We start from the raw sequence: 14,441 nt of genomic DNA, 5'->3' as shown, positions 1-14,441 counted from the left end.
ACAAACTCTCATTTGGTATTTAATAAATATGCAAAATCATCAATGTCAAAAATTCCATCTTTTATTGATTTTAAAAAAACCATAATTAATACCCGATCCTTACGAATTATTGTTAACCATGCTAGCACAGCCGGAAAGAATATTAAAATGAAGTAAGTCATGAATATGCTCAATTTGATGGAATTTAAATTTTTTCTGGCAAATTTTATTCTGTTTCTTGTGGTGTAGTATCTACCGAGTCCAGTAAATCGGGTCGTAGTTGATGCAGATTTGTGCCAAATTCTTGATTCGGGCACGGCTACTAACCTGGTTTTCTTTTTTGCTCTAAAACAGAAGTCTGTTTCCTCGAAGTACAGAAAGTATGCTGGATTAAGTAGTCCAATAGTATATATCACAGATTTTTTAAAAAGTAGGCAACAGCCAGAAACCCAGTCTACATCAATTATTTTATTATGTTGGCCTGCATCTATCTCTTTATTGCCTATGAGCGATGTTGAGATTGTGTATAGATTAATCTTTCCGCCCATGGACTCAATCATACTTGGGTTTTCATAATAATACACCTTCGGCCCCGCAATCCCAATCTTCCCATCACTATCCGCAACCTTAACAAGTTCCCTCAAAAAGCCTGGATCAACAACGGTATCGTTATTCAGCAACAAAACATAATCAGAGTCAAAAACGCTCAGAGCGAACTTTATTCCAACGTTATTCCCTCCAGCAAAGCCGTAGTTGTTATTATTTCTAATCAGAATCATCCTCCTGTCAACGTCGTACTTTTCATAAACCGGACGGTTGAACTTTCCCTCTCTTGCCTCCTCCTCGCTGATCTCAAAAACCCTGATGGGCTTGTTGCCGGGACTGTACTCGAAGAACTTTGAACTCACCTCAATTTTGCCTTCTGCATACTCCCTGATTTTCTGCACAGAGTCATCCTCAGAACCGTTATCCACTACTATGACGTCGTAATTGGGATAATCAATCCTGTAAAGTGACTCTAAGCATTCAACCGTATCTTTCCAGCCGTTCCAGTTGAGGATGATGATGGAGACTCTTGGATGGTTCATCAGCCTGTCATAACGTTGGGCAATATTTAAATATTCCCACTATGTCTCTAAAAATCGAAATGGGGCGAAAACGTATTGACTTGTGCAAAATTATAGAATTTCCCGTGGTTCATGATCACAGGGGTAATCTGACATTCATTGAAGAAAACAAACATGTGCCTTTTGAGATAAAACGGATCTATTATCTGTATGATGTCCCCAGTGGTGCGGTGAGAGGTGGTCATGCTCACATTGAGCTGCATCAGTTAATAATTGCTCTAAGCGGTAGTTTTGATGTCATAATTGACGATGGGTATCAAAGGAAAAGCTTTTTCCTGAATAGGCCTCACTATGGTCTGTACATACCTCCGGGGATGTGGAGGGAAATTGAGAATTTCTCATCAAATTCGGTGGCGTTAGTACTGGCATCGGAGTTGTATGATGAGGAAGATTATATAAGAGATTACGAGAAATTCAGGAAAATGGTAAGGGAGGGCTTTTGGGATGAGTCGGATTGAAAAATTAAAGGGAAACTACTTAAAGGAAGATACTAAGAAATTAATTATCATTGGAGATAGTGCATTTGCCCAGATTGCGTATGAGTATTTTACGTATGATTCCCCTTTTAATGTTGTGGCGTTTAGTGTTGATAGTGAATTTATACGACAAGAAAAATTATTTGGGTTGCCGGTAGTTCCTTTTGAGGAATTAGAGGAGCATTATGACCCTGCAGAATATTATGTTTTTGTGGCAATAGCTTACACAAGATTAAATAGACTTAGGGCTAGATTTTACAAAGAAGCTAAAAGGAAAGGATACCGCTTTGCTAGCTATGTGAGTTCTCATGCATTTGTGTGGAGAAATGTTGAACTTGGTGAGAACTGTTTTATCTTTGAGGACAATACCATACAACCCTTTGTTAAGATTGGTAACAACGTTGTAATCTGGAGTGGCAATCATATTGGACATCATTCAAAAATCAGGGATCATGTGTTTATATCGTCTCACGTCGTTGTCTCTGGTTTTGTTGAAATTGGTGAGTACAGTTTTTTAGGAGTAAACTCCACCATTGTCAATAATATTAAAATTGCAAAAGACAACGTACTTGGTGCAGGAGCAGTTATTATTAGAGACACAGAGGCAGGTAAAGTGTATGTAGGAAATCCCGCGAGACCTCTGGAAAAGAGTAGTTATGAGGTATTTAACGTTAGGGCGGATGAAATATGAAATGGGAAAAAAAGGGGTTAATATATAAACCGGATGGAACTCTGTGGTGGGCAAAAACACATGCTGCCATTCCAACGCCTGTTCTTCTCGACAAGAGTACAATTAGAATTTACTTTGCGAGTAGAGATAGAAATAATGTATCTAGGATTGGATACATTGATGTTGATTCCAGAGATCCCTCTATAGTCTTAGATATATCCAAAGAGCCAGTTCTTGATATTGGTGTCAGGGGCGCTTTTGATGATAATGGGGTTTTACCATCTTCAATTGTTAAATTTGATGATAAATTATTCCTTTATTATATCGGGTTCCAATTGGGAGTTAAGGTTAGGTACTTCCTCTTTTCTGGGCTTGCGATAAGTGTTGACTCCGGAAAAAGTTTTAGTAGGTATTCAAGAGTTCCTATATTAGATAGATCAGATGCAGGACTATATTTTAGAACTGCACCTTATGTTTATCTTGAATCATCCACCGATACTTGGCACATGTGGTATGTAGAGGGTAATACTTGGACTACCCTCTCATCAGGAAAAGAAGTGCCAGTCTATACGATCAAGTACCTAAAATCTACTGATGGCATTACATGGCCCAATGAGGGTAATATACTTAGCGGTTTTAATTTTAAAACGTCTGATGAGCATGGTTTCGGTAGACCCTTCATTTTGAGGGATGGGGATGGATATAAGATGTTTTATTCGATACGCACTAAATCTAAGGGATACCGAATAGGATACGCTGAATCTGTGGATGGAATCAACTGGATCCGGAAGGACGAAGAAGTGGGGATAGATGTTTCAAAGGCAGGATGGGACTCTGAAATGATATGCTTTGCGAGTATAGTTAAAGTCAGAAATAAAACTTATATGTTTTATAATGGGAATAACTACGGTGAAACAGGCATTGGATATGCAGTGTTAATTAAAGAGTAAGGAGATATCATATGATCTATGTTGAAAAATATTCATCCAAATCCAAGCGTATGTGGGACACATTTATCTCGGAATCTAAAAATGGGGTGTTCCTATTTTATAGGGATTATATGGAATATCATTCAGACAGATTTAGTGATTATTCATTGTTATTTTTTGATGACAAAACTGACAAGCTTTTGGCAGTAATGCCAGCTAATATTACAGGTGATATCGTATATAGTCATGCAGGCTTAACATTTGGTGGTATAGTTTCGGGATATGATATGAAAACACATGTGATGATGGAGATATTTAGTGCTCTAATCGATTTTTTAAGGAGAGAGGGAGTAAGTAAACTGATATATAAAGCAATTCCGAAAATTTATCATTTATATCCCGCGGAAGAGGATTTATATGCACTCTTCAGGTATGGAGCTCAGCTAATAAGAAGAGATATAACCTCTTCTATATATCTCCCAAGTAAGGTATCATTTGATAAAAACCGAATTCGTAGTGTTAAGAAAGGGCTAAAAAATGGAATTGTGGTAAAACGAAGTTATGATTTTAGAGCGTTTATGTCTATAGTAGAGGAAGTACTGAGAGGAAGACACAATACAAAACCAGTACATACTGCTGAGGAGATGGAGTTGTTGGCGTCGAGATTTCCCGATAATATAAAGTTGTTTGCTGCATATAAAGGTTCTAAAATGCTAGCAGGTACGATAATATATGAAAGCAATAAGAACGTTGCTCATGCCCAGTATATTGCAAACTCTAAGGAAGGTATGAAATTGGGAGCCCTTGATGTTGTTTTTGATTACTTAATAGATGAATATTATCCAAAAACTGAAAAGATATATTTTGACTTTGGCATATCTACTGAGAATGAAGGTAACTATCTTAATGTAGGATTAATCAGGTACAAGGAAGGATTTGGAGCTAGGGGAATTGTTCATGACTTTTATGAGGTGATTATTAAATGAGGAGGGGATCTAATTTTTTGGGGGAATATCTGGAGCATTATTTGAGAGATAGAGAGCTGGATATTTCATTTGAAAAAGTTTTGGATTTCATGAGAAAGACCCAAGTAGTGAAGTCTCTTAGAAAATACCGACCAAGGACTATTCTAGAGATCGGCCCTGGCCCGGATCCTGTTTTTCAGTATTTAGATCCAGATGAATATGATGTTTATGGTATTGTTGAACCAAACGATGGTTTTGTACAAATAATAAGAGATATCGCCGAATCTAAGAAGGTGCTTGGCAAAATTAGACTATACAATGAATATTTTGAAGATAGCATTAAAAAACTCAAGAAACGGTATAATTTTCAGTTTCTTATAATTAGTAGTGTGCTTCATGAAATACCAGATATTGATAAATTTTTATATTCAGTCTTGGAAATTTGTAATAAAGATACTATTATACACCTAAATGTGCCCAATGCATACTCATTCCACAGAGTTCTTGCATATGAAATGGGAATAATTAATAGCGTGTTTGAGTTGTCTGCTACGGATGTTAAATTTAATAGGCAAAGGGTATTTGATAAAGACAAGCTTGTCAGGATTTTAGATACTCATGGTTTTGAGGTGCTTTCTATCTGGACATATTTTATTAAGCCTTTCTCTAATAGGCAAATGGAGGAGCTAGTTTACAGGGGTATTGTTGATAAGTCTGTAATTAAGGGTTTAGCAAGAATGAGTAAATATTTTCCTAACTTTGGGGCTGAAATTTTCATAGAGGCAAAACCAAAAGAGAATCGGGGGGAAGATAATGATTCAATTTGTGGATCTTAGAAAGGAATACCAAGAGATTAAAGAAGAGACAGATCAAGCAATACAAAGAGTACTAGAAAGAGGATGGTTCATTTTAGGGAAGGAACTTGAAACTTTTGAAAAAGAGTTTTCTAGTTATATTGGAGTTAAGCATGCCATTGGTGTAAACTCTGGTTCTGATGCCCTTTATTTGGCTATTAAAGCCCTTGGAATCGGTCCTGGCGACGAAGTAATCACTGTATCCCATACATTCATCTCTACCGTAGATGCGATAGTTAGAAACAGTGCTAGGCCAGTATTCGTTGATATAGGCCCCGAGACCTATACAATAGACGTACCTCAGATTGAAAAGGCTATCACGGATAGAACAAAGGCTATTCTCCCGGTTCATATTTACGGTCATCCTGCGAATATTGATCCCATAATTGAAATAGCAGAGGAGTATGGGCTATATGTAATAGAGGATGCCAGTCAGGCACATGGGGCCGAGTATAAAGGAAGAAAAGTCGGTAGTATAGGGCATGTAGCTTGTTTTAGTTTCTATCCAACAAAAAACCTTGGAGCTTATGGCGATGCCGGTGCAATAGTTACAAATGATGACGAGCTTGCTGAGAAATTGAGAATGATGAGAAATTATGGTTCATCCAAAAAATATTACCATGAATTCATTGGAGTCAACAGCAGACTTGATGAAATTCAAGCCGCAATTCTCAGGGTAAAACTGAGACACCTCGATGAATGGAACGAAAGAAGGAGGAAGATAGCTGAGATGTATAATGAACTCTTAGAAAATTCGGATGTTATCACACCTGTTGAAAAAGAATGGGCAAAGCATGTTTACCATCTTTATGTAATCCGACACAAAGATAGGGATAAACTTCAGCAATACCTCTTGGAAAATGGAATAAAAACCCAGATACATTACCCTGTTCCAGTTCATCTCCAAAAAGCTTACCTTGATCTTGGAATTAGAGTGAAGTTACCCGTTACGGAGAGGATTAGCCGGGAGGTGTTATCACTCCCAATGTTTACGCATCTCACCTACTATGAGATCAAAAACATAGCAAAGGTGATGAGAGATGCGTCCGACAGTTAGTATTATAATGCCTTCTTATAATCACGGAAGGTTCATCCATGAAGCTATCAAAAGTGTTTTGAACCAAACCTTTGATGATTTAGAATTAATAATAATAGATGATGGCTCAACCGATAATTCTAGAGATATTATCCAAAGATTTGCAGAACTTGATTCAAGAGTGATCCCCCTATTTCATGAAAAAAATATGGGTATAGCTAGGACTGTTAATGATGGACTGGATGCTGCTAAGGGGGAATTTGTAGCATTTACACAGTCGGATGATGTCTGGATATCAAATAAATTAGAAACTCAACTAGAAATCTTGGCTCGTGATGAAGATTTGGTGGTATGGAGCGAAGGTGAGATTGTAGATGCTGAGGGCAATTCTACTGGCCAAACCTTTACTGAGATGCATAACGCAACAAATCGAAAAAAGAGCGGATATATATTCTATGAATTATTAAAAGGAAATTTTGTATATGGTTCTAGTAGAATACTAAAAAGAAAAAATATAGGTAAACTTAGATTTGATGAAAGCTTGAGATATCTGAATGATTACAAGTTTGAAGTTGAACTTGCGTTTAGGTATGACTACTATTTTATTAAGCGTCCTCTTGCCAAATACAGAATACATGGGAAAAATACTATACTTGCCGATAAACCCGGATGGCTCTTGGATACTATACGTGTCAATAGGTATTTTCTAGACCATTATGGGAGCAGAATATCCAGGGAACTAAGAACATTGCTGTATTATAAAATTGCTGCTGCTTATGGCCAATTAGGAAATAAAAAAGTTGCTACTCAATATTTATACAAAATCTTTTCGACATGTCCTGCATCTCCCTATTGGAGTATGTTGTTAGTAATACTATGTACTAAAGAGGATAGTGTTATAAGACAGGTCTTCAGAAGGCTATATAAAATGGTTAGTAAATGGGGGTGGTAACATGGTACGTGTAATCGTAATAGGTCTCGATGGTGCAACATGGGATCTAATTAAACCTTGGGCGGATAAGGGAGAGCTACCAACGTTTAAGAAGCTCATGGAAAACGGGAGCTGGGGACACTTAGAATCCACAATCCCCCCTGTAACATGTCCCGCTTGGGTTTCTATGTTAACTGGGAAAAATCCTGGAAAACTTGGAATCTATTACTTCAGGCAACCTGATTGGGATTCACTAACAATGCGATTTGTTAATATAAAATGGGATGAATATAATCCTCTATGGAAGATTCTTAATTCAGAAGGTTATGCAACTACTATTGTAAATGTTCCAACTGTGACTCCTGATCCAACTGGGTATTTGGGAGCATATGTTCAGTGTCCAATAATGGGTTCTGAAAATGTGGATCAGTTTGCTTATCCTGAATATGTACGTCATCTTTTAAAAGAATTAGATTATGAACGACTAGTTAATGGTAATCCTCATACGCTTGGATGGGATGAATATTTGAATGAAGTGTATACTCTTGTTAACAAGAAGATTAAACTTGCTTCCAAACTGTTCAAAAAGGGAGGGTGGGAGTTATTTTTCTTTACGATTTTTTATACAGATCAAGTTATGCACTTTTTCTGGCATTATATGGATAAAAATCATCCACGTCACATTCCCGATGATAAATATAAAGATGCCATTCTAAATTTCTTTAAATTTATTGATACTAGCATAGAAGAGTTTTTGTATGGGCTAAGAGAAGATGATATTTTGTTTTTAGTGTCTGATCATGGGCATGGTCCGATGCATTGGGAAATTAATTATAATGTATATTTCAACAATAAAGGCTATTTAAAATTCAAGAATAAATATAGAAGGTTATTTAAACTGAACTTCTACAAAGCGCTTGCTAAGCTGTATCGTTCTCCTATGGGCAAGTTAGTCGATAAAATTGGGATACTTAACAAGCTAAAAGAAACTAAAAGGAGAGAAATAGACACTAGTATCCATGCTATCGACTTTATTGATTGGGATAATACACTAGCGTATAATCCTGCAGCAGGTACTATTTTTATCAATCTGAAAGGACGAGAAAAATATGGGGTTGTTAGTATTGATGAATATCATACTGTACGGAGTGAAATAATTAATTTACTTAAGGAGCTAAAAGATCCAAGAACTAATGTGAATATAGTAAGCACCATATGGGTCAAGGAGGATGTGTATTCTGGGAAATACTTTGATATTATGCCGGATATTCTAATAGAACCAGTTGGTGAAACTTTTTATGGAAGTTATGGTTTAGACTCTGCTAAACCATTTAAACTTTTATCTGATCCAACCCCTTTAACTTATTCTACTCACACAAGAAGGGGCATCTTCCTCGCCTATGGCCCGGGAATCAAAAAAGGCCACAAAATAGAAAATGCAAAAATCTATGACATCGCCCCAACAATCCTCCACATCTTCGGCTTACCAATTCCGAACGACATGGACGGAAGGGTATTAATGGAGATATTTGAAGAAGACTCAGAATTTGCAAAGAGAAGACCAAAATACGTTGATCCCGGCTACCGCGAGAAAAAACAGGAAGACGAAAACCTCAAAAAAGCCATCAGAAACCTGAAGCTTAAAGGCAAGCTCTAACATCCTGAAACGTGTTCAGGTGGAGTACATTATTGACTTGCCTGAACATCTGCGAGTAAAGGGAAAGTAAATGGAGAAAAAATTCCTGAACATTCTCAGAGCGCCTGTCCATGCTGATGTGGCAGAAGATTTAAAATATGGTAGTGTGTAAATTATGTAAAAAGGGTGAATCCCATGGAAATCAGGATTAAGGTTCCGCAGAACGTGAGTGAAGAGCTTGCTAAGCTCATTGCAGAGACAATAGCCAGCAGGTTGAGTGAGCTCAGATGGGTAAACGAGGTGCCGAAGAGCTCAGAGCTCACAGAGGAGGATGCCTTGGAGCTTGGAAGAAGGACAAAGAAGGGCAGGGGAGAACATTTTGAGAGGAAGTATATCTCTGGTGGTTAACACAAACGTCCTCTTTTCATTTTTCGGAAAGTCAACCAGAACAAGAGAACTGATTTTTCTCTTATCTGGAAATCTGATAAGCCCTGAATTTTCGATAGAAGAACTCAAAAAGCACAGAGATGTGGTTGTAAGGAAAGCAAAAATTGAGAATGAAGACTTTGAGAAGCTGATCTCCATCCTCAGAAAGCATGTTGTGTTTGTTGAAGATAGCTTTTATGCAGAATTCATTCCTCTCGCTCTTGAAAATCTCTCCCGATCCGGATGATGCGGATTTTATAGCACTTGCATTGAAAGCGGGATTTCCACTCTGGAGCAACGACAGAAGGCTGAAAGGCATAGAGGAGATTACTGTTCTGAATACAGAGGATGTTGTGAATTTTGTTAACAGATACTTTGGTTTTCTGAGAAGGCTTTAATAAATTATGATCTCTGAACCGGGTTCAGGGTTTTCAAGGTGTCGGCCGAAATAGGTATCTCAAAGCTACTACCGGGAAAAGAGAGAAGACGAAAACCTCAAAAAAGCTATAAGAAACCTGAAACTAAAAGGCAGGATATAATGCGATAGTCGCTGTAAGTCACAATCGATCGTAAACCTTTTCTCTTTTGTCTATTTTGAAAACCACCACGATTCTGTTCTCCCAGTCGATGTGGATAATGATTCTGTAGATTCTTCCAGCCCGAACCCTGTGAAATTCCGTCCCCTCAAGTTTTCTGATATTGAGAGAAAAGGGATTTTCTCTTAAAGCTCCAAGAACGGACAGAATTCTCTCCCTGTCGTTCTTGGGTAGTTTATTCAGAAATTTCTTAGCTTTTGGACTCAGCCTGACCCTGAAGTTCTCTTTCGATCTCTTCAAAGTCTGTCAACTCCAGTTTCCCCTCTTTATATGCTTTTAAGTCTTCTTCAAGCTCTCTCAGCTCCTCTTCACTCAATTCATCAAAAAACTCTTCTTCGATCCTCCTGAGTCTTTTGTCCATTTCATCAAGTTTGTCCTCTATTCTCTTCAAAACTTCAATCACGTCGCTCATCACTTTACAAATTCTCTTAGCAAAATAAAAACTTACCGTCAAAGCAATTCATGATCAAAAATGCGAAGATCTAAACAAACTTCCTCAATATTTTCTTTATTGCTCCCAAGTCGATTCCCAGCCTCTTCTCTATTGCCAGTAGCAGCTCGACGTCCTCTCTATCAACACTCTTGCTCAGGAGGACTAAAAATCCGTAAAGTGTGATGAACATGACCAGTATGGGGATCGCATGCCATACGTTTGGCACTTCCAGGTGAAGGCTCTGGATCAATCCCAGCAGCAAAAAGCTAATTGTCAGGGGTTTCACGTAATTCCGGCTGAATGGGTGGATTTTAGTTTCTCTGTAGAGTTTAATTGAAACTAAAACGTTACCGGCTATGTAGGATACGGCGGTGGCTGTTGCTGCTCCTGACATGCCGTAAACTGGTATCAGAAGTGCGTTCAGCATGAGGTTGAGGATCGAAGAGAGGATGCTTGAGACCATTATAAACCTGCTCTCCCCGATGACGACCAAGCTCAGCCCGTTCAGTCCCAAGAACGTGTGGAACATGAATCCCAATGCCAGAATTTGAAGCGCCTGGCTGGCTGAAATGTAATTGGGCCCGAAGAAGAAGGCTATTGTGGCTGCTGGAAACAGCATCATTATGCTGAATAATGGCAGTGTCAGCAGAAAAATCCACTTTGTGAGAACTTGGTACGCTCTTTTCATCTCGGTCAGCTTTTCGTGAGCGTACAATCTGGAGATGATGGATGGGTAGAGGAACGCCGCTGAGTTGAGAAATATCGGGAGCAATCTGGCGAGCGGCGTTGCGGCGCTGTACAGCCCCACTATTTCGGAGCTTTTGTAATAACCGAGCATTAAAGTGTCCATCCACGTCATGACGAAACCCGCAATGCCCGTAAGCATGAGGGGAACCGAGAATTTAATGAGCTCTTTCCCGATATTTCGATTCAAATACGGGCCGATTCCGAAGATTTCGGTTCTGATGACTTCAAAAAACAGGAGGAAAAATGTTATGGATTGGGCCAAAACGTAGGCCCAGAATATTGTGGAGAAATGCAGGTCAAGGGCGACAATCAGTAAAACGAATACCAGCCAGAATACGGGATAGACTATGTTCTGGAAATACACTTTTTCTCTTACTCTTCCGAATCCCTGGGTGATTGAGATAATCACCCCGGTTAAGGCCGAAAACGGAAGGGCAAGTGCCGTAACTTCCACAGCGTAAACCAGCCGTTCGTCACTGAAAATCCTGGCAAGGTCTTCTGCACCGAGGACCAGTACTATCGTCCAGACGGCACTGGTCAGCGCCACCGTCGTAAGTGCAGTCGAAATTAGCGTTTTAACCTTCGAAGGCTCTTTTTCTCTGTAAACTGCAATCTCTCTCGGAAGTGAACTTGGAAATCCCAGTGTAACAATTACAAGGGCTACGCTCAGAATAGTTATGGCGAGATTGTAAACTCCGTATTCTCCGACCGAAAAGTACCTTGCTATTAGTGTTCTGCTCAGAAATCCAAAGAACATCGAGATTACCGTTCCAGCAAATACTATTCCTGTTCCCCTCGCTATCCTCTGGAGAGCATGATTGACCTCACTCATGTCATCCACCGGGTTACCTTTGCCTGTTTTTAAAATCGGCCAGAAACCATCACGCCGACTGTTCCACCGGGACTCAGGCCACACTCTCTCTGACCTTGCTTATAAAAATTCATGGATTATTTATGCGGTGGATAGAACCAGTCCCAGGGCTTCCCGCATCTCGGGTCGTCTCTCCTGCCGTTGATAACCTCAGGCACCACATCCGGATCGTTCCACGGCCTCCTCACCTCGTCCGGATTGCCGTAGTCGTAGAGCCTGCTGACGAAGTAAACCAGCATCGCCGGCTCAGTGCCAAGAGCCTTGAACCCGTGCCAGTAGTGTCCTGGAACTCTCACAATCTGTGGATTTTCACCAGTTGAAACTATCTCGTTCAGCTCCTTCGTTTCCTCATCGTAAACGCAGATCTTTATCGCACCCCTGACGCAGACGAAGTAGTCCACCTGCCCCCTCTCGTGCCTGTGCCAGGCCCTCACTATTCCGGGGTAGGTGATGGACATGTTTGCCTGTACTATCTCGTCCTCAAAAATGTCCCAGTCTCTGCGCATTATCTCGGTGAAGAAACCTCTCTCGTCAGCAAACCTCTTCAGGGGTTTGATAACTATGCCGGGGAGCATTATACCACCTCCACCACATCAAGAAAATCGACCCTCTTAAAATCCCCGTCAAACGTGGCAATCTTTTTTACTCCGTAATGCTTGCACGTCGCAGCTATCAAAGCATCGTTTGGTAGTAGACCGTAGGATTTTATAATTTCGAACATTGCGAAATGGTTTACTGGATGTATAACGACTATATCAAAGAAATTTAAAACGTCTGTTATGTCTAAAATTACCTCCTTAGAGATTTCTGATACCAAATCTGGATTTTCTCTCAAGTGGTTCAGTAGATCGTAGTGTTTATCAATTTTAGTTATATCTTTAGCACTTTCTTTTATCAAAACGTAAGTTACTTCTTCAATTACGTTTGCGGATGTCAGCAGTTTATATTCCTCAAGCTTCTCAAAGACGTTTATCCCATCTATAAAGAAAGCCAAAAATACGGAACTATCGATGAATATGGCTTCTTCTGTCATAGATTTCATCTCTCAACACCAGAAGATCTACTTTCCCCTTACCATACTTTCCAATTAAATGTCCTACACCCTTCCTAATTACTACTTTTAGCTTTTCTCCCTCTCTCAGATCAACCTTTTCAAGAGGTTTAAACACACCATTCTCATACACAACTTCAATGACCTTCGGCATTTCAATCACCTAAACAATCTCTTCTTTCAACACTCTTAAAGCTTTTTTCAGTCCATAAGGTTTCTCTTTCAATTGCTCCTCAGCTTTCGAAACGTCGAGCGAAGAGTCCCTCGGCCTTCTCGCAATCCAGTTTATCTCATCCATCTTCGAGGGAGCTATCAGGTTATCGTCAAGACCGAACACCTCTGCAATCTCCCTGGCAAACTCGAACCTCGAAACCCTTGTTGCTCCGGCCAGATGAAGGATCCCTCTGAGCCTTCTCTCTGCACATTCCAGAATCATCCTGGCGAGGTTTGTGTTGAGTGTGGGCGTGATGAACTGATCTGTTACCACTCTAACACTCTCTCCCTTCTCAAGCTTATCCATCAGCCACAGGGCGAAGTTCACCTTACCGCTCGCCGGTTTCGCCCCGTAAATAACGCAGGTCCTCGCGATGCAGAAGTCCCGGCAGCTCTCCTCCCCCAGCAGCTTTGTGCGGCCGTAGTAATTCACGGGATTGGTCTCGTCATTCTCCCTGTACATCCCCCGCTCCCCGTCGAACACGTAGTCCGTTGAGACGTAAACGAGGAACGCGCCGCTCCTCCTCGCAGCTCTCGCTATCACATCCGACCCCTCGACGTTTATTCTGTATGCCAGTTCCCTCTCAACCTCGCATCTGTCAACATCCGTGAGCGCTGCGGAGTGAATGATGACGTCCGGCATTATCTCGCCGATAACCTTTACGGCGCTTTCTGGACTTGCAAGGTCCAGTTTAACCGGCTCACCTGATTCGGGTTTGTGGCTGCTGTATCCGGAGTAAACCTCATACCCCCTCTCCAGGGCAATCTCGGCTATTCTGCTTCCCAGCAGACCACTCCCACCCGTGATGAACAGCCTCATAACATCACTCCGTAACCCTCTTCACGTCAAGCCTGTCAAAGTCGCTGTCGAACGAGTATATCTCGTTCACACCGTTTTTCCGCATTATCACGTAGGCTACCGCATCGCTCAGTCCCACACCCTCTTCTCTCGCTGTTTCCAGGGCTTTGAGGCAGTCCCTCCTCGTGACGTCGAACACCTTAACGTTCCCTGCGAGAAGCAGAAACTCCTCCACCTTTAGAGCGTCCCGGAGAGGCAGGTAGCTCTCGAGGAGATTGGCTATCTCTGTAATCTGAACGACGGTCATGCCCACCTCCTCACCGTCGTTTATCCTCGTGACAATCTCCTTGGCAGATTCCTTTATCTTCATTTCGTGGGGTTTCAGTTCTCTTTTCGGCCTGAGGTAGGCGTGGACGAAAACGCTGGCGTCAACGAACCTCACGCAGCTCCCTCCTGACAGACTTCCAGTCGGATAAGTCTGACCGAATGTCCACCTCGATTTTGTCGAAGAATTCGGTCAGATCCGCCAACCTGTAAGGTTTTATGATTATCTCATCATCCTCCACCTTCAGAATTACTTTCCCCCTCCTGGCGTACTTTTCCCTCCATTCTTTGGGCAATACCAGCCGGCCCTGCTTGTCCAGGTCTTTGATTATTTCCACATCAGATGCCATGGTGAAAATTTTGCAGTGGAATTACTTA

21 protein-coding genes are annotated in these 14,441 nt (G+C 40.7%); 11 read left to right on the top strand and 10 right to left on the bottom strand.

What is annotated here, in order from left to right; translation table 11 throughout:
* Positions 1-8: 8 nt before the first annotated feature.
* Positions 9-1,067: a glycosyltransferase family 2 protein gene (locus GACE_RS05570; RefSeq protein WP_048091865.1), complete on the bottom strand. Its 1,059-nt coding sequence runs from the start codon at positions 1,065-1,067 to the stop codon at positions 9-11.
* A gap of 41 nt (positions 1,068-1,108) precedes the next feature.
* Between GACE_RS05570 and GACE_RS05565 the strand changes: the two genes are divergently transcribed.
* The 11 genes from GACE_RS05565 to GACE_RS11410 all read left to right on the top strand — a co-directional run bounded on the left by GACE_RS05565 (position 1,109) and on the right by GACE_RS11410 (position 9,427).
* Positions 1,109-1,564, top strand: a complete 456-nt coding sequence (locus GACE_RS05565; RefSeq protein ID WP_318249119.1) for a sugar 3,4-ketoisomerase — start codon at positions 1,109-1,111, stop codon at positions 1,562-1,564.
* On the top strand, positions 1,551-2,273 hold the full coding sequence (locus GACE_RS05560) for an acetyltransferase (RefSeq protein ID WP_048091863.1): 723 nt from the start codon (positions 1,551-1,553) through the stop codon (positions 2,271-2,273). The genes GACE_RS05565 and GACE_RS05560 overlap by 14 nt, the downstream gene beginning before the upstream one ends.
* The gene (locus tag GACE_RS05555; RefSeq protein WP_048091862.1) at positions 2,270-3,202 is read left to right on the top strand and encodes a glycoside hydrolase family protein; all 933 of its coding nucleotides are present in this window, start codon (positions 2,270-2,272) and stop codon (positions 3,200-3,202) included. Before GACE_RS05560 ends, GACE_RS05555 begins: the two co-directional genes overlap by 4 nt.
* An 11-nt stretch (positions 3,203-3,213) precedes the next feature.
* Positions 3,214-4,167 (top strand): GNAT family N-acetyltransferase, encoded by a 954-nt coding sequence (locus GACE_RS05550; protein WP_052400233.1) that lies wholly within the window; start codon positions 3,214-3,216, stop codon positions 4,165-4,167.
* Positions 4,164-4,982, top strand: a complete 819-nt coding sequence (locus tag GACE_RS05545) for a methyltransferase domain-containing protein (protein ID WP_052400232.1) — start codon at positions 4,164-4,166, stop codon at positions 4,980-4,982. The genes GACE_RS05550 and GACE_RS05545 overlap by 4 nt, the downstream gene beginning before the upstream one ends.
* Entirely contained in the window at positions 4,960-6,057 is a 1,098-nt protein-coding gene (locus tag GACE_RS05540) for an aminotransferase class I/II-fold pyridoxal phosphate-dependent enzyme (RefSeq protein ID WP_048091861.1), read from the top strand. The genes GACE_RS05545 and GACE_RS05540 overlap by 23 nt, the downstream gene beginning before the upstream one ends.
* Entirely contained in the window at positions 6,041-6,988 is a 948-nt protein-coding gene (locus tag GACE_RS05535; protein ID WP_084063675.1) for a glycosyltransferase, read from the top strand. Before GACE_RS05540 ends, GACE_RS05535 begins: the two co-directional genes overlap by 17 nt.
* A gap of 1 nt (position 6,989) precedes the next feature.
* Positions 6,990-8,624 (top strand): alkaline phosphatase family protein, encoded by a 1,635-nt coding sequence (locus tag GACE_RS05530; protein ID WP_048091856.1) that lies wholly within the window; start codon positions 6,990-6,992, stop codon positions 8,622-8,624.
* Positions 8,625-8,798: 174 nt separating this feature from the next.
* Positions 8,799-9,011, top strand: a complete 213-nt coding sequence (locus GACE_RS05525) for a hypothetical protein (RefSeq protein WP_048093698.1) — start codon at positions 8,799-8,801, stop codon at positions 9,009-9,011.
* Positions 8,983-9,276: a PIN domain-containing protein gene (locus GACE_RS05520; protein ID WP_158413815.1), complete on the top strand. Its 294-nt coding sequence runs from the start codon at positions 8,983-8,985 to the stop codon at positions 9,274-9,276. Before GACE_RS05525 ends, GACE_RS05520 begins: the two co-directional genes overlap by 29 nt.
* Positions 9,251-9,427 (top strand): PIN domain-containing protein, encoded by a 177-nt coding sequence (locus GACE_RS11410; RefSeq protein WP_158413814.1) that lies wholly within the window; start codon positions 9,251-9,253, stop codon positions 9,425-9,427. The genes GACE_RS05520 and GACE_RS11410 overlap by 26 nt, the downstream gene beginning before the upstream one ends.
* 159 nt (positions 9,428-9,586) lie before the next feature.
* Here GACE_RS11410 and GACE_RS05515 read toward each other — a convergent pair whose 3' ends face one another.
* The 9 genes from GACE_RS05515 to GACE_RS05475 all read right to left on the bottom strand — a co-directional run bounded on the left by GACE_RS05515 (position 9,587) and on the right by GACE_RS05475 (position 14,413).
* Positions 9,587-9,865, bottom strand: coding sequence for a type II toxin-antitoxin system RelE family toxin (locus GACE_RS05515; RefSeq protein WP_048091851.1), 279 nt, complete (start codon positions 9,863-9,865; stop codon positions 9,587-9,589).
* The gene (locus GACE_RS05510; protein WP_048091850.1) at positions 9,816-10,037 is read right to left on the bottom strand and encodes a hypothetical protein; all 222 of its coding nucleotides are present in this window, start codon (positions 10,035-10,037) and stop codon (positions 9,816-9,818) included. Before GACE_RS05510 ends, GACE_RS05515 begins: the two co-directional genes overlap by 50 nt.
* A 70-nt stretch (positions 10,038-10,107) precedes the next feature.
* A complete protein-coding gene (locus GACE_RS05505) occupies positions 10,108-11,637 on the bottom strand; it encodes a flippase (RefSeq protein WP_048093696.1) in 1,530 nt (509 codons plus the stop codon).
* A gap of 116 nt (positions 11,638-11,753) precedes the next feature.
* Positions 11,754-12,251, bottom strand: a complete 498-nt coding sequence (locus GACE_RS05500; protein WP_048091848.1) for a dTDP-4-dehydrorhamnose 3,5-epimerase family protein — start codon at positions 12,249-12,251, stop codon at positions 11,754-11,756.
* The gene (locus GACE_RS11405) at positions 12,251-12,709 is read right to left on the bottom strand and encodes a type II toxin-antitoxin system VapC family toxin (RefSeq protein ID WP_084063672.1); all 459 of its coding nucleotides are present in this window, start codon (positions 12,707-12,709) and stop codon (positions 12,251-12,253) included. Before GACE_RS11405 ends, GACE_RS05500 begins: the two co-directional genes overlap by 1 nt.
* The gene (locus GACE_RS05490) at positions 12,681-12,881 is read right to left on the bottom strand and encodes an antitoxin family protein (protein WP_048093692.1); all 201 of its coding nucleotides are present in this window, start codon (positions 12,879-12,881) and stop codon (positions 12,681-12,683) included. The genes GACE_RS11405 and GACE_RS05490 overlap by 29 nt, the downstream gene beginning before the upstream one ends.
* Positions 12,882-12,890: 9 nt before the next feature.
* Positions 12,891-13,760, bottom strand: coding sequence for a dTDP-4-dehydrorhamnose reductase (rfbD, locus tag GACE_RS05485; RefSeq protein WP_048091846.1), 870 nt, complete (start codon positions 13,758-13,760; stop codon positions 12,891-12,893).
* Positions 13,761-13,764: 4 nt separating this feature from the next.
* Complete coding sequence (locus GACE_RS05480) at positions 13,765-14,181, bottom strand: type II toxin-antitoxin system VapC family toxin (protein ID WP_048091844.1); 417 nt, start codon at positions 14,179-14,181, stop codon at positions 13,765-13,767.
* Positions 14,168-14,413 carry an AbrB/MazE/SpoVT family DNA-binding domain-containing protein gene (locus GACE_RS05475; protein WP_048091843.1) on the bottom strand — a complete coding sequence of 82 codons (246 nt, stop codon included), beginning with the start codon at positions 14,411-14,413 and terminating at the stop codon, positions 14,168-14,170. Before GACE_RS05475 ends, GACE_RS05480 begins: the two co-directional genes overlap by 14 nt.
* Positions 14,414-14,441 lie beyond the last annotated feature (28 nt).

Source organism: Geoglobus acetivorans, from assembly GCF_000789255.1.
Taxonomy (GTDB): domain Archaea; phylum Halobacteriota; class Archaeoglobi; order Archaeoglobales; family Archaeoglobaceae; genus Geoglobus; species Geoglobus acetivorans_B.
This window is presented reverse-complemented; position numbering and strand designations above follow the sequence as displayed.